This window comes from Blautia sp. HCP3S3_C12 (assembly GCF_052064155.1).
In the GTDB taxonomy this organism is placed as follows: domain Bacteria; phylum Bacillota; class Clostridia; order Lachnospirales; family Lachnospiraceae; genus Blautia_A.
The window spans coordinates 21,998-43,151 of record NZ_JBQHWC010000024.1; the positions used below are offsets into that span (position 1 = coordinate 21,998).

Annotated in this window: 23 protein-coding genes and 1 pseudogene; 6 read left to right on the forward strand and 18 right to left on the reverse strand. The window is 43.9% G+C overall.

Features of this window, described 5'->3' with window-relative positions; genetic code table 11:
• Positions 1-36 precede the first annotated feature (36 nt).
• The 6 genes and pseudogenes from ACTNDS_RS14885 to ACTNDS_RS14910 all read right to left on the reverse strand — a co-directional run.
• Complete coding sequence (locus ACTNDS_RS14885) at positions 37-933, reverse strand: ROK family protein (protein WP_441036623.1); 897 nt, start codon at positions 931-933, stop codon at positions 37-39.
• A gap of 224 nt (positions 934-1,157) precedes the next feature.
• A complete protein-coding gene (gene pyk / locus ACTNDS_RS14890; protein ID WP_433845172.1) occupies positions 1,158-2,576 on the reverse strand; it encodes a pyruvate kinase in 1,419 nt (472 codons plus the stop codon).
• Positions 2,577-2,831: 255 nt separating this feature from the next.
• A complete protein-coding gene (locus ACTNDS_RS14895; RefSeq protein WP_441036624.1) occupies positions 2,832-3,362 on the reverse strand; it encodes a DUF3877 family protein in 531 nt (176 codons plus the stop codon).
• A gap of 162 nt (positions 3,363-3,524) precedes the next feature.
• Positions 3,525-5,030 (reverse strand): 4-alpha-glucanotransferase, encoded by a 1,506-nt coding sequence (gene malQ, locus ACTNDS_RS14900; RefSeq protein ID WP_441036625.1) that lies wholly within the window; start codon positions 5,028-5,030, stop codon positions 3,525-3,527.
• Positions 5,031-5,242: 212 nt separating this feature from the next.
• Positions 5,243-5,923 carry a hypothetical protein gene (locus ACTNDS_RS14905; RefSeq protein WP_441036626.1) on the reverse strand — a complete coding sequence of 227 codons (681 nt, stop codon included), beginning with the start codon at positions 5,921-5,923 and terminating at the stop codon, positions 5,243-5,245.
• A 149-nt stretch (positions 5,924-6,072) separates the two neighbouring features.
• Positions 6,073-6,762: pseudogene (locus ACTNDS_RS14910) on the reverse strand (MATE family efflux transporter); the annotation flags it as partial.
• Between the two features lie 136 nt (positions 6,763-6,898).
• Here ACTNDS_RS14910 and tnpA point away from each other — a divergent pair.
• The 3 genes from tnpA to ACTNDS_RS14925 all read left to right on the forward strand — a co-directional run bounded on the left by tnpA (position 6,899) and on the right by ACTNDS_RS14925 (position 8,719).
• Complete coding sequence (tnpA, locus tag ACTNDS_RS14915; protein ID WP_441036627.1) at positions 6,899-7,309, forward strand: IS66 family insertion sequence element accessory protein TnpA; 411 nt, start codon at positions 6,899-6,901, stop codon at positions 7,307-7,309.
• Positions 7,303-7,644: an IS66 family insertion sequence element accessory protein TnpB gene (gene tnpB / locus ACTNDS_RS14920; RefSeq protein WP_441036628.1), complete on the forward strand. Its 342-nt coding sequence runs from the start codon at positions 7,303-7,305 to the stop codon at positions 7,642-7,644. The genes tnpA and tnpB overlap by 7 nt, the downstream gene beginning before the upstream one ends.
• Before the next feature lie 142 nt (positions 7,645-7,786).
• Positions 7,787-8,719, forward strand: a complete 933-nt coding sequence (locus ACTNDS_RS14925; RefSeq protein WP_441036629.1) for a transposase — start codon at positions 7,787-7,789, stop codon at positions 8,717-8,719.
• 196 nt (positions 8,720-8,915) lie between these two features.
• On the opposite strand, the gene ACTNDS_RS14930 is transcribed toward ACTNDS_RS14925, so the two are convergent.
• Positions 8,916-9,521 (reverse strand): helix-turn-helix domain-containing protein, encoded by a 606-nt coding sequence (locus ACTNDS_RS14930; RefSeq protein ID WP_441036630.1) that lies wholly within the window; start codon positions 9,519-9,521, stop codon positions 8,916-8,918.
• Positions 9,522-9,923: 402 nt separating this feature from the next.
• Between ACTNDS_RS14930 and ACTNDS_RS14935 the strand changes: the two genes are divergently transcribed.
• A complete protein-coding gene (locus tag ACTNDS_RS14935; RefSeq protein WP_441036631.1) occupies positions 9,924-10,766 on the forward strand; it encodes a tyrosine-type recombinase/integrase in 843 nt (280 codons plus the stop codon).
• Positions 10,766-11,917, forward strand: coding sequence for an IS91 family transposase (locus tag ACTNDS_RS14940; RefSeq protein WP_441036632.1), 1,152 nt, complete (start codon positions 10,766-10,768; stop codon positions 11,915-11,917). The genes ACTNDS_RS14935 and ACTNDS_RS14940 overlap by 1 nt, the downstream gene beginning before the upstream one ends.
• A gap of 255 nt (positions 11,918-12,172) precedes the next feature.
• On the opposite strand, the gene ACTNDS_RS14945 is transcribed toward ACTNDS_RS14940, so the two are convergent.
• Positions 12,173-12,481 carry a DUF1697 domain-containing protein gene (locus ACTNDS_RS14945; protein ID WP_441036633.1) on the reverse strand — a complete coding sequence of 103 codons (309 nt, stop codon included), beginning with the start codon at positions 12,479-12,481 and terminating at the stop codon, positions 12,173-12,175.
• A gap of 321 nt (positions 12,482-12,802) precedes the next feature.
• Here ACTNDS_RS14945 and ACTNDS_RS14950 point away from each other — a divergent pair, with 321 nt between their 5' ends.
• Positions 12,803-14,062: an IS110 family transposase gene (locus ACTNDS_RS14950; RefSeq protein WP_441036634.1), complete on the forward strand. Its 1,260-nt coding sequence runs from the start codon at positions 12,803-12,805 to the stop codon at positions 14,060-14,062.
• Positions 14,063-14,184: 122 nt separating this feature from the next.
• On the opposite strand, the gene ACTNDS_RS14955 is transcribed toward ACTNDS_RS14950, so the two are convergent.
• The 10 genes from ACTNDS_RS14955 to ACTNDS_RS15000 all read right to left on the reverse strand — a co-directional run bounded on the left by ACTNDS_RS14955 (position 14,185) and on the right by ACTNDS_RS15000 (position 21,117).
• Positions 14,185-15,375 (reverse strand): erythromycin esterase family protein, encoded by a 1,191-nt coding sequence (locus ACTNDS_RS14955; RefSeq protein ID WP_441036635.1) that lies wholly within the window; start codon positions 15,373-15,375, stop codon positions 14,185-14,187.
• 118 nt (positions 15,376-15,493) lie between these two features.
• Entirely contained in the window at positions 15,494-16,546 is a 1,053-nt protein-coding gene (locus ACTNDS_RS14960; protein ID WP_441036636.1) for a hypothetical protein, read from the reverse strand.
• Positions 16,547-16,598: 52 nt separating this feature from the next.
• The gene (locus ACTNDS_RS14965; RefSeq protein WP_441036637.1) at positions 16,599-16,784 is read right to left on the reverse strand and encodes a hypothetical protein; all 186 of its coding nucleotides are present in this window, start codon (positions 16,782-16,784) and stop codon (positions 16,599-16,601) included.
• Positions 16,785-16,824: 40 nt separating this feature from the next.
• Positions 16,825-17,340: a GNAT family N-acetyltransferase gene (locus tag ACTNDS_RS14970; protein WP_441036638.1), complete on the reverse strand. Its 516-nt coding sequence runs from the start codon at positions 17,338-17,340 to the stop codon at positions 16,825-16,827.
• A gap of 41 nt (positions 17,341-17,381) precedes the next feature.
• Positions 17,382-18,026 carry a tyrosine-protein phosphatase gene (locus ACTNDS_RS14975; RefSeq protein ID WP_441036639.1) on the reverse strand — a complete coding sequence of 215 codons (645 nt, stop codon included), beginning with the start codon at positions 18,024-18,026 and terminating at the stop codon, positions 17,382-17,384.
• A gap of 19 nt (positions 18,027-18,045) precedes the next feature.
• Entirely contained in the window at positions 18,046-18,243 is a 198-nt protein-coding gene (locus ACTNDS_RS14980) for a hypothetical protein (protein WP_441018190.1), read from the reverse strand.
• A 171-nt stretch (positions 18,244-18,414) separates the two neighbouring features.
• Positions 18,415-19,014 (reverse strand): methyltransferase family protein, encoded by a 600-nt coding sequence (locus tag ACTNDS_RS14985; protein ID WP_154431779.1) that lies wholly within the window; start codon positions 19,012-19,014, stop codon positions 18,415-18,417.
• A gap of 57 nt (positions 19,015-19,071) precedes the next feature.
• The gene (locus ACTNDS_RS14990) at positions 19,072-19,488 is read right to left on the reverse strand and encodes a hypothetical protein (protein WP_441036640.1); all 417 of its coding nucleotides are present in this window, start codon (positions 19,486-19,488) and stop codon (positions 19,072-19,074) included.
• Positions 19,489-19,494: 6 nt separating this feature from the next.
• Complete coding sequence (locus ACTNDS_RS14995; RefSeq protein ID WP_441036641.1) at positions 19,495-20,250, reverse strand: lysostaphin resistance A-like protein; 756 nt, start codon at positions 20,248-20,250, stop codon at positions 19,495-19,497.
• Positions 20,251-20,298: 48 nt separating this feature from the next.
• Entirely contained in the window at positions 20,299-21,117 is an 819-nt protein-coding gene (locus ACTNDS_RS15000; RefSeq protein WP_441036642.1) for an alpha/beta fold hydrolase, read from the reverse strand.
• Positions 21,118-21,154 lie beyond the last annotated feature (37 nt).

Sequence of the window (21,154 nt, forward strand, 5' to 3'; positions counted from 1 at the left end):
TTTATTCTACTTTTCCCCTTCTCTTCAGACAATGCTCTATTTTTCCTTTGAAAAAGCAAGATATGCCGCACCGATCAGTCCGGAATCCTCATTTAATATGGATTTTCTGACTTTAATAAAGCTTCTCTGTGCTTCATAAACCTTACTTTTCACCAATACCTCTACTTCCTCTACAAATCCCTCTATCTTAATCGCTACAGAGCCTCCCAGGATTACAATATCCGGATCTGTCAGATTATATATTCCGGCAATAAAATTAGCAAGATGCAATTTTGCATCTGTCATGATCTTCTCAGCAACCTCATTTCCAGACTTTGCCAGATCGTTTACCTCTCCTGCATGCTTTACCTGCAATCCTGCTTTTTTTGCCCTGGTGGTAATCGCAGTTCCACTGCTGATTCCTTCGATACCTCCGGGCAGGATCGTGCCATGACAAGGTCCGCCTTCCCACATAACAGTATTCTCTACCTCATTCGCCCATCCATGAGCCCCCTGATAAATCTGTCTGTCAATTACAAACCCAGAACCGATTCCTGTAGATACCGTCAAAAACTGTACATAGCGGTAATCCTTTCCTTCTCCGGCAACTGCCTCAGCAAGGGCAGCCAGGTTTCCATCATTGTTCAGATATACCGGCAGTCCGGTAAGAGTACTCAGTTCTCTGGCTACAAACAAATGCTGCCAATCTCCGTGCAGGTTTGGAGGAGTTAAAATCTGTCCATGAATAAGATCCAGCGGTCCTGGACAGGACATTCCCACACCTACGATTTTTTCTCCATAATCCCGTATTACCTCTGAAATCTTACTCAAAGTTTCCCCAGGGTTTTCGGGATTCGTAGAAAACTGCTGTCTGTCTGTGATTTCCAGCCGCTCATTCACAAGTGCTACTCTTGTATTCGTTCCTCCAACGTCAATTGCCACCGCATATTTCATAACCAACCCCCGTTTTTTCCAAATATTGACTTTTGTATATTATTCTGTAACAGTCCTCGCAGAGAGCTGCTCTGATTTAGTCAGATTTCAGTATATCACATTCCCTATTAACCTGCAATGTGGGATTCTTAACATAAAAAGCCGCAATAACTACTTTTTCAAATAGTTACTACGGCAATTATGTCTTTAGTCAAGCGGTTGATTAATTCGGTTGATTAATTCGGTTAATCAACTGTGCAGACACGGATCAGGTTGGTTCTTCCCGGAATTCCCAGCGGTACACCACCAGCGAATACAACAGTGTCACCAACTTTTACAAGTTTATGCTTCTGTGCTGCTTCGATCGCTCTCAGGCAAAGAATCTCAGAACTGTATTCTTCTTTGATCAGCATTGGGTAAACACCCCAGGACAGATTCAGCTGGCGAAGAACTCTCTCAGAGCTTGTGCATGCACCGATCAGACATCCTGGTCTGTGTTTGGACATCATATGAGCTGTGCTTCCGGATTTTGTCACTGCAAGGATTGCACTGGCTTTCAGGTCAATTGCTGTCAGGCAGGTTGCATGTGCGATCGCATTTGTAATATCCGGATTCTCATTTCTGTCTGTTTTCTTGAAAATTGCATTATAATCAATATTCTGTTCCATATGCTCTGCAATACGGCTCATCATCTGAAGTGCCTGTACCGGATATTTACCTGCTGCAGTTTCTCCGGAAAGCATAGTAGCACTTGTTCCCTGATAAATGGCATTTGCTACGTCAGAAGCCTCTGCACGGGTTGGTCTTGGATGAGAGATCATGGAATCCAGCATCTGTGTTGCAGTAATAACCGGTTTGCCTGCTGTGTAAACCTTCTGGATAATCTTCTGCTGGATAACCGGTACATATTCCGGCGGAATCTCAACACCCATGTCACCTCTGGCGATCATGATACCATCTGCTGCTTCAATAATCTCATCAATATTGTCAACACCCTGCTGATTCTCAATCTTTGCAATGATCTGGATCTCCTCACCGCCGTTTTCTTTCAGGATTTTTCTTACTTCGCGGATATCATTTGCAGTACGTGTAAAGGATGCTGCAACGAAATCAAATCCTTCCTGAATACCGAAGAGAAGATCATCATGGTCTTTTTTGCTGATAAACGGCATCTTCAGGTTTGCCCCTGGAACATTGACACCTTTCTTATCACCGATTACACCTGCATTAATAACTTTACATACAATATCTCTTCCCTGAATATCCTGAACTTCCAGATCTACAAGACCATCATCAACCAGAATGTGTCCGCCTGGCTGTACATCTTTATAAAGTTCTTTATAGGTAATACTTACATGCTCGTTAGTTCCTTCTATATCTTTATTGGTAAATGTAAAGAGCTGTCCTTCTTCCAGGGAAACCTTTCCTTCCTTAAAACATCCAAGTCTGATCTCCGGTCCCTTTGTGTCAAGAAGTGCTGCAACAGGTCTGTCATATTTCTTGCGAAGTTCTCTCAGTTTCTGGATACGGCCTCTCTGTTCATCGTGAGGTCCATGTGAGAAATTGAAACGTGCTACGTCCATTCCCTCTCTCACAAGCTGCTCCATAACATCACCTTTATCAGTAGACGGTCCCATTGTACAGATAATTTTGGTTTTTCTCATTCTATCTTTCCCTCCAACTGTCAATTCAATTTTATGTAGTATTTATTCCTGTAAAATAATGTAATAAAATGTTACTCGTTTCTATAAATAAAAACATGGAGTCAAGTAAAAATTACCATTATTGAGACTATCTGTCAATATAGAATTTCGACTTATTTTTGTCAGTATTTTACAAAAAAAATAACATACTTTTATAGCAAATGTCACATATATTTTTGCTGATCCAGCAATCGAAAATTTTTTCACTCCTTCTTATCAGAATCCAAAATCTGCATAGTCTTCCGGCAGAAATCTATGGTAAATGATATGGCATCCTTCGTCCTTAAAACAATAATAGTAAGGATCTGATCCGTTATCAAAGCGGATCATCACATCAAATTCCCCGTTATCCATCGGCTCAGTAATGATTTTATCTGAATAAGAATGAAACAGTTCTTTAATTTCATCTATTGTACATCCATGTCTGCCCACCAGTTCAATCAATGCCTTGATAAATTCATTCTCTTTCATATTATTATGTACATATTCGGAAGCTTTTTCCGAAACAGTGAAGCAGAAACGATCTCCTCTGTGTGATACTGCTACTTCACCAAATTTCTCTTCTATATAAGAAGGAAAATCTTTTAAAATCTCCATCATGCCTGTTGCATCTGCCTCACCGCCAAAGAAATGATTCAGGGAACTAAGCGGATAATAGAGACTAATCTTCTCCTTCCTATATCCAAGCTTCGCCTGTTCTTCTTTAATTACATTTATCAGACTGGTTTCTAATTTATTATAATTCATCTGCATCTCCTCCTGACAGGTTATGTTTTAATTGATTATTTTTCTGGTTAATATTTTATCAGACATTACCCGAAAATCAATGCATTTCTTATCCGAAAACAGCGTTCCGGATATTATTTATATCCGAAACGCTGTCATCATTCCAATTATTTCATTATGTATTTAATCCCAGTTCTTACGTCCATAACGCAATGTCACATCATGGATTTCATTCTGAAGTTTTTTTGTAAGCTCTCTCTTCTTGATTCTCCATTTCCAGTTCGTACCAACTGTAGAAGGCTGATTCATTCGTGATCTGTTATCCAGTCCCATATAGTCCTGCATCGGGATGACACACACACGCGCAGCACTGCGCATGATCAGACTGATAAAACATTTGTACAGCTCCTCCTCCGGTGTGGCATGATCGCACAGATAATCTCTTGCCAATTTTCTCTCAGCCGCTGTGATGCTATTCCACCATCCCACGATCGTTTCATTATCATGGGTTCCTGTATATGCCACACAGTTCTCCGGATAATTATGAGGCAGATAATCACTGGCACATCCGGAATCTCTGGAGTCAAACGCAAATTCCAGAACCTTCATACCTGGGAAACCACTTTCATATACCAGATGGCGTACAGAATCTGTCATATATCCCAAATCCTCTGCAATAACCTCTTTCCATCCAAGAGCCTGCTGGATTTTGCGGAACAGATCAATCCCCGGTCCCTTTTCCCAGTGACCGCCTGTGGCATCCTTGTCCCCGTAAGGAATAGAGAAATATTCATCAAATCCCCTGAAATGATCAATCCTTACCACATCATACAGCCTGAAGCAATAGCTCATTCTGGAAATCCACCACTGGTACCCTGTCTGTCTGTGGTAATCCCAACAATACAACGGATTTCCCCATAACTGACCAGTTGCAGAAAATCCATCCGGTGGGCATCCTGCTACTGCCAGCGGTACATTGTCCTGATCCAGCTGAAACAATTCCGGATGTGCCCATGCATCTGCACTGTCCATTGCCACATAAATAGGAATATCGCCGATGATCTGGATTCCTTTTGAATTTGCATAGGATTTCAGTTTCATCCACTGCTCGTAGAATTTGAACTGCATATACTGCTGGAACTCAATATCAAAATATAACTCCTCACGATAATAATCCATAGCATTATTCCAACGGAGTCTGATATCCTCAGCCCATTTTGTCCATTCTACACCCTCGAAGCGATCCTTTACTGCCATAAACAGAGCATAATCAGAAAGCCACCAGCTGTTCTCTGCTACAAATTTCTGATAATCAGGATTCTTACTGATTTCACTGTTCTCGTAAGCTTTTCTCAGGAGCGGATAACGGCCTTTGTAGATTTTTTCATAATCTACATCATCAAGCTTCTTTCCCCAATTTACTTTCTCACAGTCTTTTTTATCCAGAACCCCTTCTTCCACCAGTGTATCCAGGTCAATAAAATACGGATTTCCTGCAAATGTAGAAAAGGACTGATATGGGGAATCTCCATAGCTGGTCGGTCCCAGCGGCAGAATCTGCCAATAAGTCTGACCGGCTTCCTTTAACCAGTCTACAAATTCATAGGCGCTCTTGGAAAAACATCCAATTCCATAATCTGACGGCAAACTGCTGACCGGCATTAAAATTCCTGCTGCTCTTTTTCCCATAATTCTTGTCTCCTTCGCAATTCTTCACTTTTACTGCCTATACTTTATCCCGGCGTACTTACCAGTTTACATATAAGCAGCTTTTTCCTACCTTATGCGCAATTGTTTTTTTATTATATCTATTTTTTGTTCAAATTGCAATATATCTTTCATGTTATCCATTTTTCCATTTTTCCACAATAAAGCAACCGATGAAGGCTTCTCTGATTCTGTTAAAACAGGAGCTGAAGTCCCATTGCAACGATCCACATGTATGCACATGTTTTCGGGATCATCAGTAGTCCAACTTTTGGTTTTGTTTTACTGAATAATGTAACCGGAAGATAACATCCGAAAGAAATAATAATAGCAACAATCATTCTTGTCATATGATATCCGTTTGTATTTCCTGAAATAGCATACAGAATGATCACACCTATACCTGTAACAGCAAAAACTGCATTTCTGATAATGGACAGTTTCATATTTCCCTCATCTGTACACCAGTTGTTCTGCGGAAGGATACATACAACAATTCTGATGATTGCAGAGATCCATATAATCGCTTCCACTGCAACAGGTGCAGTCAATTCCGGGAACGTATATTTCCAGACATACATTAAAATAATGTAAAATACAGTCATTGTAATAGAAGATACCTGTAATCCAATCCCCAGCTGTCTCTTGACCCTGTCATTGCTTCCATGCACTGCTCTTGTAATCCTTGGCACCAGATGAAAAGCATCTCCACCACAAAGTGTCAGTGTTAATATACCATAAAGAATAAATAATGGATTTCCTTTTGAAAATGCAAAAAATAAAATTCCGGCAATTAGATCGAAGGTCAGATACGCGGCATCAAATATTGCTTCTATAACATCCGGCATCTGGGGTTTGTAATTTTTTTCTCTCATAATTCCTGCTTCAATTCCTGCTTCCTTTCAATTAATTAATCATAACATAAATAACTTTTCATCCTCTCACTCCCTGTGTTTTTTTAAATATTCGTCTGCATTATGACAAATTTTATTAAATACTTTTATACAAATATGCGGAAGAACCATAATTTTATTCCTTTTAGTACATTTTCTTTCTTCTGCACCATAATCCCTAATATCATAATGCTCATAACAATCGCCTGTGCTGTCACTGTTGCAATCGCTGCGCCAGCAACACCAAGCCTTGGAAAAATTCCAGGACCAAGAATCAGAACAGGATCCAATATCATATTCGTAGCCAGTCCCACAAGATTGGCCAGAAACGGGGTCTTTGAATCTCCCTGTGCGGTATAGATTCCTGTCAATGTCAATGTCAGAAATGAAAATACGATCAGACCGCAGGCAATCCTGGTATACGACATTGCCGCAGCATGTGCTTCCGCATCTGCAAGCTGAAAGAATCCCACCATCTGTCTGGTAAACAGCAGTGACAAAACTGCATATGCTATTCCCATAAACGCAGAAAGCTGTACTGCAGCCTGTGCAAAGCAATGGGCACGTTCCCGGTCTCCACGGCCAATACACTGTGCCACCTGCACCTGACCACCCATTCTAGCCATAGCTGCCAGCCCTTGTGAAAGCCAGGTAAACATGCCACCAACGCCTACTCCGGCCACAGCCCTGGATCCAAGCAGACCGATCCAGGCCATATCCGTAATGTTGTACAGAGTCCCCAGAAACGCTGACGCCATAATCGGAACCGCAAGTTTCGTCAGTGTTTTTAAAATAGGACCTTTTGTTAAATTCCCTTCCATCTTTCTTCCTCACCCATTTTGTTTTTTATAACGTAAGCGCCAAATATTCCTGCGGATTTTCTAATACTCTGATTTCCTCTATAATTGTAGGCGAAAGATATTTAGACTATTTCACTACAATTACGGAGGATAGGTTATGGCAACTACTCGCAAAGCCCGTGTTCCGATGGCGGAACAGATCAGGCTTATCAATGAATGCCGCCAAAGCGGTATGGCAGATGCTGACTGGTGCCGTGAAAATGACATCGCAGTAAGCACTTTTTATAACTGGGTCAGCCGTTGCAGGAAAGCAGCAGCGGATCAGATCCCCGCACCGAATTATGGTCATTGTGAGATTCCGCGCTCAAAGCAGGACGTGGTTCCCATTGACATTGTTTCGGATCACCTTCCGGAGCAGCATATAGCATCGCAGATGCACCAAACGAACCTTGACAATTCACATACGATTGAAGTGTCCATGAATGATGTGACAATCCGCATCAGTAATGATGCCGATCCTGTCCTGCTCACCAGGACACTCCGCCTGATCCGGGAGACCTCATGTTAGGTGATATCTCCGGCCTCGAAAAAATCTACATTGTCTGTGGCTATACAGATATGCGCAAATCGATCGATGGTCTCTGTTCCATTATCGAAGACCAGCTTAAGATGGATCCGACATCCAGTGCGCTCTTCCTGTTCTGTGGAAGAAGACGGGACAGGATCAAAGCTCTGTTCCGTGAACCGGATGGTTTTGTCCTGATCTATAAACGGTTGTCTGTCCGGGGCGGCTATCAATGGCCAAGGAAGCAGTCGGAAGTCCGGAATCTTTCCTGGCGGGAGTTCGACTGGCTGATGTCAGGAATTGATATCGACCAGCCAAAAGCACTCAAAGCAGAGTAAAAAAGCATCTGGATCCCGGTAAAAATCCTGCACAGAAAAATGGCAGATTTCCTTATAAATTCAGCGTTTTTCAGCACTTGTTTTTCTTTGGAAATGGCTACGTTTCTGGTATAATAAAGACATCAAATCCAAGGAGAGAACGATGGCTTCCGGTGCAAAAGACATCCAGCTGCGAGAGCTGAAGAACACCATAACCGGGCTGAAAACAATGATCTCTGAGCAGACGGAACTGATCAAATCTCTCCGTCTTGTTATTGATGAAAAAACCAGCCACGAAAAAGCCCTTCAGGAACAGGTGGACTATCTTACCAAAAAGCTTTTCGGTTCTTCCAGCGAAAGAAGAACCGATGACATTCCAGGACAGCAGCATCTTTTTGATGAAGCGGAAGTGGAACAGGATCCTTCCCTGTTGGAAGAAGAGACCGTGATCCGGGAGCATACCCGCAAGAAGAAAGCAACCCATGAGGATCTTTTTAAAGGCCTGAAGGTTGAAAAAGTAGTCATCCCTCTTCCGGATGAAGATCAGGTCTGCCCGGTCTGCGGTACGCAGATGGTTCTGATCGGCGAAGAGTATGTCCGCCGTGAGCTGGAATTCATCCCAGCCACATGCAAAGTGATCGAATACTACAGCCAGAGTTATGGATGTCCGTCCTGTAAGGAAGGATTGGGAGATACGGAAAAGCCTGTGATCGTAAAGTCTCAGGTGCCGCAGGCCCTGGTAGGAAAAGGCCCGGCGACCGCTTCCACCGTTGCATGGACGATGTATCAGAAGTACGCCAATGGACTTCCGCTTTACCGTCAGGAAAAAGACTGGAAACAGTATGGTGCCCAGATCAGCAGGACGACACTTGCCAACTGGATCATCTATTGCTCCAGGAATTACTTTCAGCCAATGTATGATTACTTCCACCGGGAACTGCTGAAGCGCAGCTTCGCAATGGCAGATGACCTGAATGTTTACAGATATCTGAAATTTCTGCTGGACCATCGGCCAACGAAAGAGATGACCGATAATCAGCTCGCAGAGCTTGCACCTTGGAGTGAAAAACTCCAATCTATCAAAAATCGCATGTGAATTATAGTGAATTACTCCAACTCGCAAAGGGCTGGGGTAATTTTATATCTGACCGCATTATTATTTGGCGGTTACGATGCAGAGCAGTCTTTTCTTTTACGAAAAAAGAGATATCAACGAGCCAAGGGTCAATATCTCTTTCTTCTTATTATAATTCACTTGTCAAGCATCGAATCGACAAACTGAAATTTTCACCTTATCTGGTTAAAACATGTTTGCAATATTTTGTACATCCACATTTTGGACAAGTTAACTTTCTTTTGGTAATTGTATGAGGTCCCATAACATAGGATTTCATATCAGGAACAAATCGCTCCTTGCATTCAGGACATTCAAAGGCTCCTGCTTCTCTGTCTAATACACATGCAATAGCGATTCCCATTACCATTACTACAAATCCTATCCCCATCAATAACACTCTAGTCCATACCTGCATTTCAAACATTCCCGCAACAACAAATAAAGGTACTGCTGCAACAATTACCAAAACACCAACCATTACAGACATTATAATCTTCTTTTTACTCTCTTGAGCTTCTTTCACTAAATTCACCATATTTTCCTCCGCTTTCTTTTTATAATCCATCTCTTGCAATCTTTCACCAGATAGAAGTTCATTTACTGTAATTTCTAGTTCATTGCAAAGTGGAAGTAACAATGATACTTCTGGGAAACCATTACCCCTTTCCCATTTTGAGATTGTTTTATCGCTGATACTAAGCTTATCTGCCAATTCCCGTTGAGTATATTTTTTTGCTTTTCTTTCTTCAGCAATAAATTTCCCTATCTTAATTTGGTCCATAGGTTCGTGTCCTCCTTTCTGGATTCATTGTATAAATTTCCACTGTTTATTTACACCCACGTAACATAGAATATGGTGAGTTTTAGCGGTTTCTACGCTCCGTAGAGTTGTAATTTACTTAAGAAACTTCAAAGTGAACAAAATCGCTGCGCGATGGCCTGCCAAGGCTGTGGCGCAGTTTTTCTGTTTTTTCTAAAATAGGCAGTGACAGGATTGTCCCAAGATAGTATTGTTAAAGTGCGACCCAAAACAAACTTCATACACGGGCGTAGTCCCGACAACTGCCTATGAAAATCATATCACTTTCAGGCTGCTTACACAAGCAGTTTTATTTTTCAAATGCTCCTCCATGATAGGTAGTTACTGTTTCTATTGCTACTTTTATTTCATGGAGGTTATTTTATGTACGAAGATATTTTTGAATTAGTTACTATTGCTGCGCGGAAAAAGAATCTAAAGGAATCCACCGCACGGGCGTATTGTCATGCCCTTAGTCCGTTCCTGTATACCATTGGTAAACCCTGGCAGGAACTCACAATAGCGGATGTTGATGATTATCTTACTGCCAAAAGGCTTGCCGGCATTATGCCCGAAACCTACAATCACTACTATGGTGCGTTACGCTTTATGTACAAGCGAGTACTCAAACTCAACTGGGATGAAGATGAAATCCCCAGAATGAAACGTGACCGTTCCCTGCCTACTGTTCTTTCAAGGGCAGAAGTGAATACAATCCTTGATGTTACCACAAACCTGAAATACAAAGCCATCTTTGCTGTTATGTACTCCGGCGGTCTTCGGGTATCTGAAGCAACCCATTTGCATTATGATGATATATCCCGAAGCAATCACTCCATTCACATCCGCAACACCAAAAACAGGATGGACCGCTACACCATTCTTGCTGACCGGACTCTTGATATTCTTACTGAATACTGGTTCAAGTGCGGAAAGCCTAGAAACATTCTGTTTCCCAGTCAGGTGACCGGAGAATATCTGGATATCTCTGCCGTAAATCAAGTATTAAGAAGAAGTGCCGAACGGGCAGGAATCCCTAAACATGTCACTTCACATGCCTTCAGACACAGCTTTGCAAGTCATCTTCTGGAGGCCGGATGTGACATTAAATACATTCAGGCATTGTTGGGTCACTTGGATCCTAAGTCTACCGAGATTTATCTTCATGTCAGTAACAAAACTTTGCTTGGTATTAAAAGTCCCTTTGACATACAGGAGGATTCATAATGGAACGTCCTACTGTACAGGATATCTTTCTACGGTTTTATCCGAAATACCTCGATAAATATACTCCTTCACCACAGCAGTCCAAGGTTGCTAACTGTATCATTAACTGCAAGACCGGTGCTTATGGTGCCAACGTAAGTATGTGTGAAGACTGTGGACATTTGCAGATTCATTACAATTCCTGCCGCAACAGGTGCTGTCCCATGTGTCAGGCTTTGCCCAAGGAAAAGTGGATGGATAAAAGGCGGGAAGACGTTCTGGATGCCCCTTACTTCCATGTAGTATTTACGGTACCGCAGGAACTGAACTCCTTAATCTACAGCAACCAGCAGCTTCTCTATGATGCCATGTACCGCTGCGTCTCGGCAACCATTAACGAGTTAACTGAGGATACGAAGCATCTTGGTGCAAGGGTCGGATATATTTGTGTTTTACATACCTGGGGTTCTGAAATGAACTATCATCCTCATATTCATGTCATTCTTCTTGGTGGCGGTCTGACAGCAAAAAATCAATGGCGCGATAAGGGTGAAGAATTCTTTCTTCCGGTTAAGGTAATGTCAAAGCTGTTCCGTGGTAAATACATGGATGAACTTAAATCTCTGTATGAAGCGAAAAAGCTTCAGTTTCATGGGAGTAGTGAAAAGTACCGTAACCGTTATACTTTCAAAGAACTCCTAAACCTTTGTTATGGCAAAGACTGGGTTCCCCACTGCAAGAAAACCTTTAATGGTGCTCAGTCCGTTATTAACTACCTTGGGAAATACACCCACAGGATTGCCATCAGTAACCACCGTATTATCCGTATGGATGAGGATACAGTTACTTACTATGTGAAAGATTACCGGGAAGAAGGTAAGTGGAAAGAATTTACCATTTCCGGCATTGAGTTTATCCGTCGGTTCCTTATGCATGTGCCACCCAAGCGCTTTGTCAGAATCAGACATTATGGCCTGTTGTGTACCAGAAGCAAAACCAGATATATGACGTTATGCAGAAATCTCCTTGGCTGTAAACAGTATCTTTCAAGGCTTAAAAGTATGGAAACACCACAGATGCTTGAAACCCTCTACGGCATTAAGGTTACTGTCTGTAAGTGTTGTGGTGGTCACCTTGGAAAGCCTAGGCAGCGGATACCTTTACGGATTTAAAGTTTGGAATTTATATTTCTTCAAAAGCCTCAGCAATGAGGTCTATTTGTCGTGCTTGGATTTTGAAATGAGTCTCTCAGCTGTAATGACATAACCTTTACTTTTCGGCAAAGTGGAATAATTGAAAATCCATACATACCGGCTCCGGTGACGCGACTTTGTTCACTATAGAAAAATCGAAATTGATGTAAACGATAGGGCAGTTTATCAAAGTATGTAAGCTGCTTTATCGTTTACACCAACTTCGATTGGTTTCTAATCAAGTTTCTGTTCCCTATAAAAAATAATTTTTCGGGATTTACCAAATCCACAATATTTATTCCTGTCGAAAGACCAAAAAATAGTGTTATCACAAATACATATCTGTTCCAATTCTTTTGTCGGTTCTCCAATTTTCTCCGCAATGATTTCAGCGGTAGCAGGAGACATCACAAAAATTAGATTATCGTATATATCTTTGTCAGATGTTCCCCACCAATCGGGAGCCTTGCTTAATATATCTTCTAACTTTTCCTGCAAAATAACAAAAACCGGAATATCCAAGCCAAACCTTTTCTGTATCATATCATCATTTGTATAATCCGCCTTTCTGCGAAAGGCACCAATGCGTCATGAAACTAGTGCATTGACCTTTTGCTATCTAATCTATTTTCCTTCTGATATTATCTTTTTATAAGACTGACACACTACAGAACACGTGGAGGTGAGTGGCGGGGCTGTATAGCGGCGACCTCGCATTTGTATATGTTGTCGGTCATCCGTTAAGGCATCAATGATTGGCACATAACGTAGCCCGTAAACTTATCTTTTCCAAAGTCGACTCGATTTTGCCGGATGACCAGTCACTGTCAGTTTTAAACTTACAATCATCAGGAGGTTATTTTATTGTCGTTTAAAATTCTCAAAAATAACTGTTGCGGACTTGATGTCCACAAAACCTGGATCTATGCCTGTATTGGTATTACCGATTCCAACGGACGTACAGAATATAAGCAAGCTCGCTTTTCTTCCTTTACTAAAGGATTGCAAGAGTTGTGTGACTGGCTTGTTAAATATAACTGTAACGATGTGTGCATGGAATCTACCGGCAAGTATTGGATTCCAGTTTTCAATATCTTAGAGAAGAATAACTTATGGGTTACTCTGTCTCATCCTAAATATACCAAACCACAAAAAGGAAATAAGACTGACCGCAAAGACGCGAAATGGATCTGCGATCTATATATGTGTGGTATGGTCAAGCCTTCCTTTATACCACCAGCTGATATTCGTCAGTTAAGAGATCTTGTAAGATATCGTTTCAAACTTACCTGTATGATTACCGGTGAAAAAAACCGTGCTCAGAATTGTCTTACTGTATCCAACTTTAAACTTGACGATGTCTTTTCTGATGTATTTGGGAAATCTTCACGTTCCATCACGGAACAGATTTTACAACACCCTGGGGAAACTTTTGATGTGGCACCTTTTGTTGACGGCAGGTGTAAAACTCCTATTGAAGAAATACAGGCTGCTGTTGATGGTGCTATTTCTATGGAACAGGCTGTAAAACTTAGACAATGTCTGAATCACATCGATGAATTAGAAAAGCATCAAGCAGAAATAGAACGGGAAATCTTTCGTCTCAGTGATAAGTATGAAAGCATTCTCAATCTTATACGAACTGTACCAGGATTCGATAAGAACCCATTGACTGCTATTCAGGTGCTCTCTGAAATCGGAGGTGATATGTCTGTCTTCCCCACAGCTAAAAACCTCGTATCATGGGCTGGATGTTGTCCTCGTAATGATCAAAGCAATCATAAAATCAAATCCACTAGGATTTCCCGTGCTGGTTCCTATTTTAAACCAGTTTTGGTGCAAGTTGCAAATGCTTTAATTAAATCCAAGAAACATCCTGAATTTACTACTCGTTATCGACGTATAAAAGCACGCCGAGGGCACAAGAAAGCTATCATTGCCATCTGTCGTATGATCCTGACCGCTATCTGGCACATACTCACAGATTTAAAGCCATATACACCGGAAGGCTTTCTTGAGTCACATCCTGTGAACGCTTCAAAAGTATTGACCACTTCACAGGCACTTAATCTGCTGAAACAACGAGGATATGTCATCAAAGATGATACTTTTCCTGTTACCTGATTAGGTGTTGTGCCTATATTTGATTTTCAAACCACCGAAAGATGGTTTATTTGCTATGTCCTTTATTTCTTAGTTGTCTTCTACTTATTTGTTTCAAACTTTCCTCCCTCCATATTTTTTCATTAATGCTTTATATCTGTTGGTGTCGCATTTATCACAATAATCATTCCGTCATATAATTCTGCTGGGACATCATTGATTCTATAGCTATTTGGTAAGATCTTATTCAAAAAGCTATAACCCTCTCCGAGTGATCCCATCAGCATACTCTGATTGATAATTTTCTTTATTTTTTCTGATTTTTGCAGTTTATCAAAATCAAGATACGTCATATCCATCCCAAGGGCATACGCTGTATTTGCCAAAGGATCAGCAGAATAAAATTTTCGCGTAATTCTTTTTCCATTTTTTCCAGGCAAATTGCATTCTGTTTTGTAAAAATCTGTGCCAATGACAAAATAATCATCACCATATTTTTCAAACAGTTCTTCACCCATGAATGTAGTATATGTACTCTTCTTTGCCACATGTCCGTTATGCCCCGAAATCATAAGCATAGATTCGTTTGCTTTCTGAACATGCTCATAAATCCAGTCGATGTTTTCAGCCATATAATGATCCCTTATTTTTGCATAATCTACATTTGACACATTACTAAGCTCCTGATTTTGCAGATAACATCTCGCTGCCTGCGCATACATTTCCATCCCCGGTATATTCTTTAAAGTATCCGCAGCATCTTCCATATCGGTATACTGCATCTTAAGTTCTGAAAACGCTTCATCTACACATTTTTGATCCAAGTCGGAGTTTTGCATATCAAACCCATAAAAGCTTAACATCTCTTCCGGTTTTGCCTGTTTATTATAATCTGCCATATAGCGAATCAATGCCCTCATTTCATCCGTCTGGTAAATATGAAAAGCAAGTGCTTCCACTGCATCATCTTCCGTATTTTTCCCCTCACCGTGTATATATTGATTTACCAATAAGCATCCACCATAATCTGCTTCTAAGGCAAAGGCCTTACAGTTATATTCCTCTACCATTTTTCTAAATATATCAAGCTTTAATTCCTGAAATTCTTTATTTCCGTGGGTCGCCTCTCCAAGAGCAAATATCTTTACATTTTCCGGTATCGCAATATCATCGATTTCCTCTGCAACTTTCAGAAATTCTTCATTATTTACCTGTGTTCCGGAGTTCATGCCCCCATAAGATATATATCTTATGAATGCCATGATTGCAGCTCCAAATAGAAACGCCACGATTATCTTTCCAATATATCGCTTTTTTGCATGATCTTTTTTCATCCGTCAACCAACTCCTCTCATCTTTTCACGCTTATAATTTCGAAAAATCTGACACCTGATATCACACACGGCTCAATATGTATATGTTCAGGATATGTGATATTTACATTTTCAAAACTTACAATTTCCACTCCACCCCGTCCTCGTCGGTCCATGTATCCGTACCGTTATAGGTAAAACGGCGTTCAATGCGATCCATATAGGTGCCGTCCGCTAATTTATATACCGTTGTCGTGTCGCCGCGGAGATTCACAAGCTCTACCACATCCGCTCCCGGATAACCCGACTCAGCTTCATCGTCTCCACCCTTTCCTGTTTCGTCCTCGCCCTGCAACCAGCAAAGCAAGAGCCCCTTATATTCTGTGTACAGAAAAGTCCCGTCATCCGTTTTCTCAGCTGTAAGCTCCATTTTCATGGAGCTTTGGTCAAAGTCATTGGTCATGTCGGAGGAGAGAATATCGCCACTCAGCGAATATGTACCGGTTCCGCCGTCCGCTCCGATATACCATGAGATATGGCCATCGCTTGTGATCTCCATGCTGCTGCCGAACTCCATAGCGCTGGGGATCGCCTCCATAGCGGTGGCATTGTCTTTTTCATCTTCCACCAGATGCCACGGGCCAACCAAATCGTCCGCTGTCACGGCATCCGGATTATTATGCTCCTGCACCGGTGGCACAATGGAAACGGAGGTGTCCGTCGTTTCCCTGGTAGGAGCCTCAGCGGGAAGGATTTCTTCTTCCACAGTGGAATTCGACGGCTCCGGTGTCTCCGCCGGTTCCGTACTCGCAGGCACTTTTTCCACATCAACGTGGATCCTGCCCTTTGCATTCTGCCCCGCAACGACGATTGCGTAGGGACCGTCCACAGGAGCCTCCACGGTAAATTCCGTCACGGTTCCGTCCCCCTGATAGAGCGATGTTCCGTCCGGTGACGTAATCTTCATCTCCAGCGACCCTTTCACCGTCTCGAATAAAATTTTGAGCGTATCACCCTGCTTCAGCTCCAGGGTGTGGGTGTCCGTGCCGTTCATGATTTTGACATCCAAGTGGTATGAATCCGCGTTCTTTGCGCTGCTTCCGTCAAAGGCGGAGCTAGACGCGCACCCGGCCAGAGATAGCAGGAGAGCACAGACGGTCATAACAATAACGAAAAATTTTTGCTGTTTCATAATGGTTTCCTTTCAGGGTTCAGATTTGGTTTGATTGAACATGATCAAGTTGCTATTTCTTATCCATATTCATCCGAATCACATTAAAAAGGTTTGACAGCAATATGCACGCCAATGCGATTGCCAATGGTGTCGTGGTCTCATTTCTGTCAAAAATGCTGACGCACAGAAAGATCACACCCGCTGCGATCAAACCTAAACTTGCTATGATGAAAAGTTTATTCAATATTTTTTTCATTTCATTTTCTCCTCTTTCAAAAAATCTTACTCATGACTGCTTAGCGCATGTCCCGGTTCATCAGATCAAAGTCCATGTACTGCCCGTTCAGCTTAAAGAAGGCCGGGAAGGTACACAGCTTGCGGAAGCCGAACTTCTCATAGAGCCGGATGGCGCGAAGATTGTCGCTTCGGACCTCCAGATTGATCTGCTCAAAGCCGTTTTCCACAGCAAACGCAAGAACGGCTTCCATGAGCGCGGAGGCGGCCCCGTAGCCCCAATAGGCTTTTCGCACGCTGATCCCGAACTCGCCCCGATGGCTCATGCGCCTCGGCTTGCGGTTCAAACTGGCATCTCCGATGATTTGACCGTCCGCCCAGGCAAGATACTGCACATTGTCCTTTGAAGCGACCTGCGCGGCCAGATACTGCGTTTCCGCCTCTACATCCAGCGGTACGCCCTCCGGGCCGAAGCTGAGATTGTCCGTCTCTCCGCCGACGCATTTCAAATAGTCCAGCAGGGCGGCGGCGTCCTCCGGCCGCGCCTGCGTAATCATAAACGGTTCATTTTTCTCCATACTCACTTATATACCTCCAGGTTTGATCCGATATTTCGTTTCTATATATCCGCTTCTCCGGTAAAAACGCTTTGCGCTTTCTCCTCGATTTGGGAAAGGGCAGCCAAAACCTTTTTTATATTCTCCTCTCTTGGGAGAATGGTATGAATGTTTACCTCCGGATGCTCCGCAGCGAACGCTTTCAGGAAGTCCAACAGGTTGTCCTTCGTTTTCATGTAATCCTCGATGATCACGCTGTCGCTGAATCCGAGCTGTTTCAGCAGGATCGCGGAAACCACGCCGGTTCTGTCTTTTCCCGCGTCGCAAAAGTACAGCACATTGCTTTCCGCCTTCACAATGGCACAAATGATCCGCTCCATCTGTCCATCTATCATCTTGACATAAGCATCGGCAACAGAATCCGGAGATTCTGGTACGGCTCCGCCCCCGGTAACAGGCAGATGATAGTAGGTAAACCCGCTTTCCGTCTCCAGTCTGCACGGCTTTTCTGCATATTCAGTCTTATCTCGCAGGTCAATGATTGTAGTAACGCCATTTTTTCGCAGCCAGCTGACTTCTTCATCCGAAAGGCACCCCGGATAATCGCTTCTGATATACCGCAAGGTTCCCGTGGGCAGCGCTCTCGTATTCCTCGTTGATTTCAGCAAAGAACCCATACGGCTGCCCTCCAATCCTCCTTTTGGCAAAAATTCATTGGTATCCTCCTCACAATTTTTTTACGCACATACCGACCAGCAGTCCGACGAGCATCCCCATAGACAGGGTGACGCCGATGTACTCCGGGAAAATGGTGCCAACGGCGGCCCCGAAGCACATCCCCAGGCTCATCCCCATGGCCTCATAGCCGTTTTTCTTTTCCTGCTTCTTTTTCTTTTCTGCCAGTCCGGCGAAGAACACAGCCAAGCGATCCCGGCCACCACCAGCGGCAGCGCCGCCATCATAAAGTCACGCATAAATTTTCACTCCCTTTTTCTTTTAAGACACCACTGCGCAAAGACCGCCTGACGGCTTTGTGAGGTGTTGCCTTTACTCTACAACAAAATCTGTCCAATCAATATGGTTATACACCATCCTTTATCGCCGCCCAAGATAGCGGAATGTATGCCGCTTGTATTCCCGGTACGCCGCGCCGAATGTTTCCTCCAGATACCGTTCCTCCTGCAAAATTTGTAAATGCAGCATCACAATGGCAAACACCGTAAGCGGCACGGTCAGCAAGTTACAGTACATCAGCATCACACCGATATACATGAGGTCAAAGCCGAGAAAGGCCGGATTGCGGCTGAACCGATAGATGCCGGATGTGACCAGCTCTGTGCGATCCTGATCCGGGATGCCCGCCCTCCAGCTATCCTTCATACTGAGAACGGAAAGGAGAAAGATCAGATCACCGATCATCCCGGTGCCAAAGCCGGTAAAGCGAGCGTTTGCCGCAAGGCAGCTCCAGCCTAACGCTATGGACACAAGCTGTGCAATCACAACGCCCAGCGTGGCCATGCTCATCAGTAGTTCCACTGTGTGAATGGACTTTTCTTTCCGCTGTCCGATTTGCCGCGTCCGGATGCCGCGGCGCTTCTGCGCCAGCATCTTGGCAAAATATATGCCGTAAAACACTGCCAGCACAAAAAGGGCAAGCAGGGAATAAGGGAGAAGTTCTTCCATCGGATATTTCATTATGCAACTCCTCAAATGAATCTTGTTTTAGCCATGAGCAAAGCGCAAGGCAACCTGTTACTTTTTTTGATTCTTCCTTGTGCAGGCCACTCGGATAAACGGTACAAGCAGCAGAAAACATACCAGAACAGAGCCGCTCAGCTGCCCGTAGGACATCCACACATTTGATTCCGGCGGGCAGGGATAGATCGCCGCCACAACCACCCGGAAAATCCAAAGGGCCAGCAAAAAGCCGTAGAGATAGAACGCCTCCGGGTTTCCTGCAAACACCTTTTTGCCCCACAGGATCACGGTAAGGCTCAGCCCGGACAGCAAAAAGGAAAAGCACAGGTTTACATAATTGATGGGAACCACCAATGTCTCATAGGGGATATAGGAAGCCCAGCTAAACATCCACGGCACGGTAAAGTGCCACAGCCCCACCAGCAGGCTGAACGCAGCTCCCGCATAGTACATGACCTGATACTTTTTCATCGGTTTTCACCTGCCTTTCATAGCCGGTTCCCTTTTGCGAGCAGTTATTCGGGACAGATAGAGGAAATAGACCAGCAAGACGATAAACTGTACCGCACCCAGAAATATCTCAAACTGAGCGGAAGCCTCCCCGCTGATGAAGGAACAGAAGTCATGCAGAGCGTGGAGCAGTACGCAGGGGAGAAGACTGCCGCTTTCAGCGAAAATCAGGGCAAATACCATCCCGTAGACCAGAGCGAAGCAGATCTGGAGAACTGTTTCCCCCAATTCTGCACCGCCAGCTATGTTCAGGAGATGGCTGAACCCGAATAGAACAGATGAGATTATCATTGCCTTTCCCACGCCGCGCTCCAACCACAGGCCGCAGATGATGCCCCGAAAGAAGATTTCCTCCGCCATACCGATTCCAAGCGTCAAAAACAAGTTTGCTAAAATCAATGCCGCACCACCGTTAAAGTTTATTCCCGCCGTAAAAGGGGAAAGGGCAATGAGCAAAAGCGGCGAAAAATAGAGCATTCTCTTCGCTGCCCCTTTTTCCGCACTGCGAAATCCCAGCTTTAAGATTCCTTTGTATCGGATGATGGAATTCGCCAATGTGATAATCACAAGCCCCCAGATTACAGCACCCCTGATCAGCGCGGAGGGAATGCCCTCTATTCCCGTGATCACCACGATTGCTCCTTGCGCGAAAAAGAACAACAGCAGCACAAGCATTGCCCCGGCGGTTTTCAGTACGATTCTGTCTTTCCGTTTCATTTTCATTTTGAGCCTCCTGTCCCATTCCCCGGCAATGTGCCAAAAGAAGTTCTGTCAATGCGATCTGTCTTCCACAAAATCGGAAACCGCTTCTTTGATTTCCTCTGCGTGTCCTGTCAGCAAATGCCCGCCACTTTCAAAGGAAATGAACGTGCAATTTGGGAATCTTGCTACCGCCCTCTCCGTTTCGATGTAGCTTGCCAGCTTATCGTCCTTTGCGTGGAAAATCAGCGTGGGGACCTGTAAATCCTCAATCGGATACTCCCCAAAGTCCCTCGCCATATCGGGGTTGGTAACGGAAGCGTCCAGTATCACGCCGACTTTTCTGTCGTTTATGGGTAGCATACTGTAAATGGTGGACTGCTCCATCCCCATGATCGGCTCAAACATAGGGCTTAACAGGAACATGACGTAATCGTTGCACAGGAACGGGGGCGGTCCGGCATATTCGGCATATTTCTCCGGCTTCTCCACAGGCGGCATGGCGGAGCAGTATAAAATCAGACCCTTCGTGCGCTGGGGATAATCAAGGGCAAATCGGATCGCGACGCTGCCGCCTGCCGATGTGGCCAGAAGGTGCACCTTGTCAATGCCCAGCTTGTCCAGCAGCTCCACATAGGCCGCCGCCTGACTGGCGGGCGTTCCGTCGCCGGAAACGTCGCTTCCCAGGTATCCGAACCGTGAGGGAGCGATGATCCGATAGTCGGAGCAAAAGTCCTTACAGGTGTCATAAGCCTGGTCATAGCCGCCGAAAATGCCGTGGACGGATAAAATCACCTCGCCCTCACCCGAATCGACATAGGTTATTTCGCCGTAGCTTAATGCCGCCGTCTGGGCATTGTAAGCGGCAAGACGATTTTTACTTTCCCTCACCGCCGCACCGCATCGTATCCCCTGGACAATGAAATAC

Coding starts and splice junctions, on each gene's coding strand:
- ACTNDS_RS14985 (WP_154431779.1), bottom strand. CDS start 19,014: ATGAAATATCCGATGGAAGAACTTCTCCCTTATTCCCTGCTTGCCCTT.
- ACTNDS_RS14905 (WP_441036626.1), bottom strand. CDS start 5,923: ATGAGAGAAAAAAATTACAAACCCCAGATGCCGGATGTTATAGAAGCA.
- ACTNDS_RS14940 (WP_441036632.1), top strand. CDS start 10,766: ATGGAACGTCCTACTGTACAGGATATCTTTCTACGGTTTTATCCGAAA.
- ACTNDS_RS14990 (WP_441036640.1), bottom strand. CDS start 19,488: ATGAAAAAGTATCAGGTCATGTACTATGCGGGAGCTGCGTTCAGCCTG.
- tnpA (WP_441036627.1), top strand. CDS start 6,899: ATGGCAACTACTCGCAAAGCCCGTGTTCCGATGGCGGAACAGATCAGG.
- ACTNDS_RS14935 (WP_441036631.1), top strand. CDS start 9,924: ATGTACGAAGATATTTTTGAATTAGTTACTATTGCTGCGCGGAAAAAG.
- ACTNDS_RS14925 (WP_441036629.1), top strand. CDS start 7,787: ATGGCTTCCGGTGCAAAAGACATCCAGCTGCGAGAGCTGAAGAACACC.
- ACTNDS_RS14965 (WP_441036637.1), bottom strand. CDS start 16,784: ATGAAAAAAATATTGAATAAACTTTTCATCATAGCAAGTTTAGGTTTG.
- malQ (WP_441036625.1), bottom strand. CDS start 5,030: ATGGGAAAAAGAGCAGCAGGAATTTTAATGCCGGTCAGCAGTTTGCCG.
- ACTNDS_RS14955 (WP_441036635.1), bottom strand. CDS start 15,375: ATGAAAAAAGATCATGCAAAAAAGCGATATATTGGAAAGATAATCGTG.
- ACTNDS_RS14895 (WP_441036624.1), bottom strand. CDS start 3,362: ATGAATTATAATAAATTAGAAACCAGTCTGATAAATGTAATTAAAGAA.
- ACTNDS_RS14960 (WP_441036636.1), bottom strand. CDS start 16,546: ATGAAACAGCAAAAATTTTTCGTTATTGTTATGACCGTCTGTGCTCTC.
- ACTNDS_RS14945 (WP_441036633.1), bottom strand. CDS start 12,481: ATGATACAGAAAAGGTTTGGCTTGGATATTCCGGTTTTTGTTATTTTG.
- ACTNDS_RS14885 (WP_441036623.1), bottom strand. CDS start 933: ATGAAATATGCGGTGGCAATTGACGTTGGAGGAACGAATACAAGAGTA.
- pyk (WP_433845172.1), bottom strand. CDS start 2,576: ATGAGAAAAACCAAAATTATCTGTACAATGGGACCGTCTACTGATAAA.
- ACTNDS_RS14970 (WP_441036638.1), bottom strand. CDS start 17,340: ATGGAGAAAAATGAACCGTTTATGATTACGCAGGCGCGGCCGGAGGAC.
- tnpB (WP_441036628.1), top strand. CDS start 7,303: ATGTTAGGTGATATCTCCGGCCTCGAAAAAATCTACATTGTCTGTGGC.
- ACTNDS_RS14930 (WP_441036630.1), bottom strand. CDS start 9,521: ATGGACCAAATTAAGATAGGGAAATTTATTGCTGAAGAAAGAAAAGCA.
- ACTNDS_RS14995 (WP_441036641.1), bottom strand. CDS start 20,250: ATGAAAATGAAACGGAAAGACAGAATCGTACTGAAAACCGCCGGGGCA.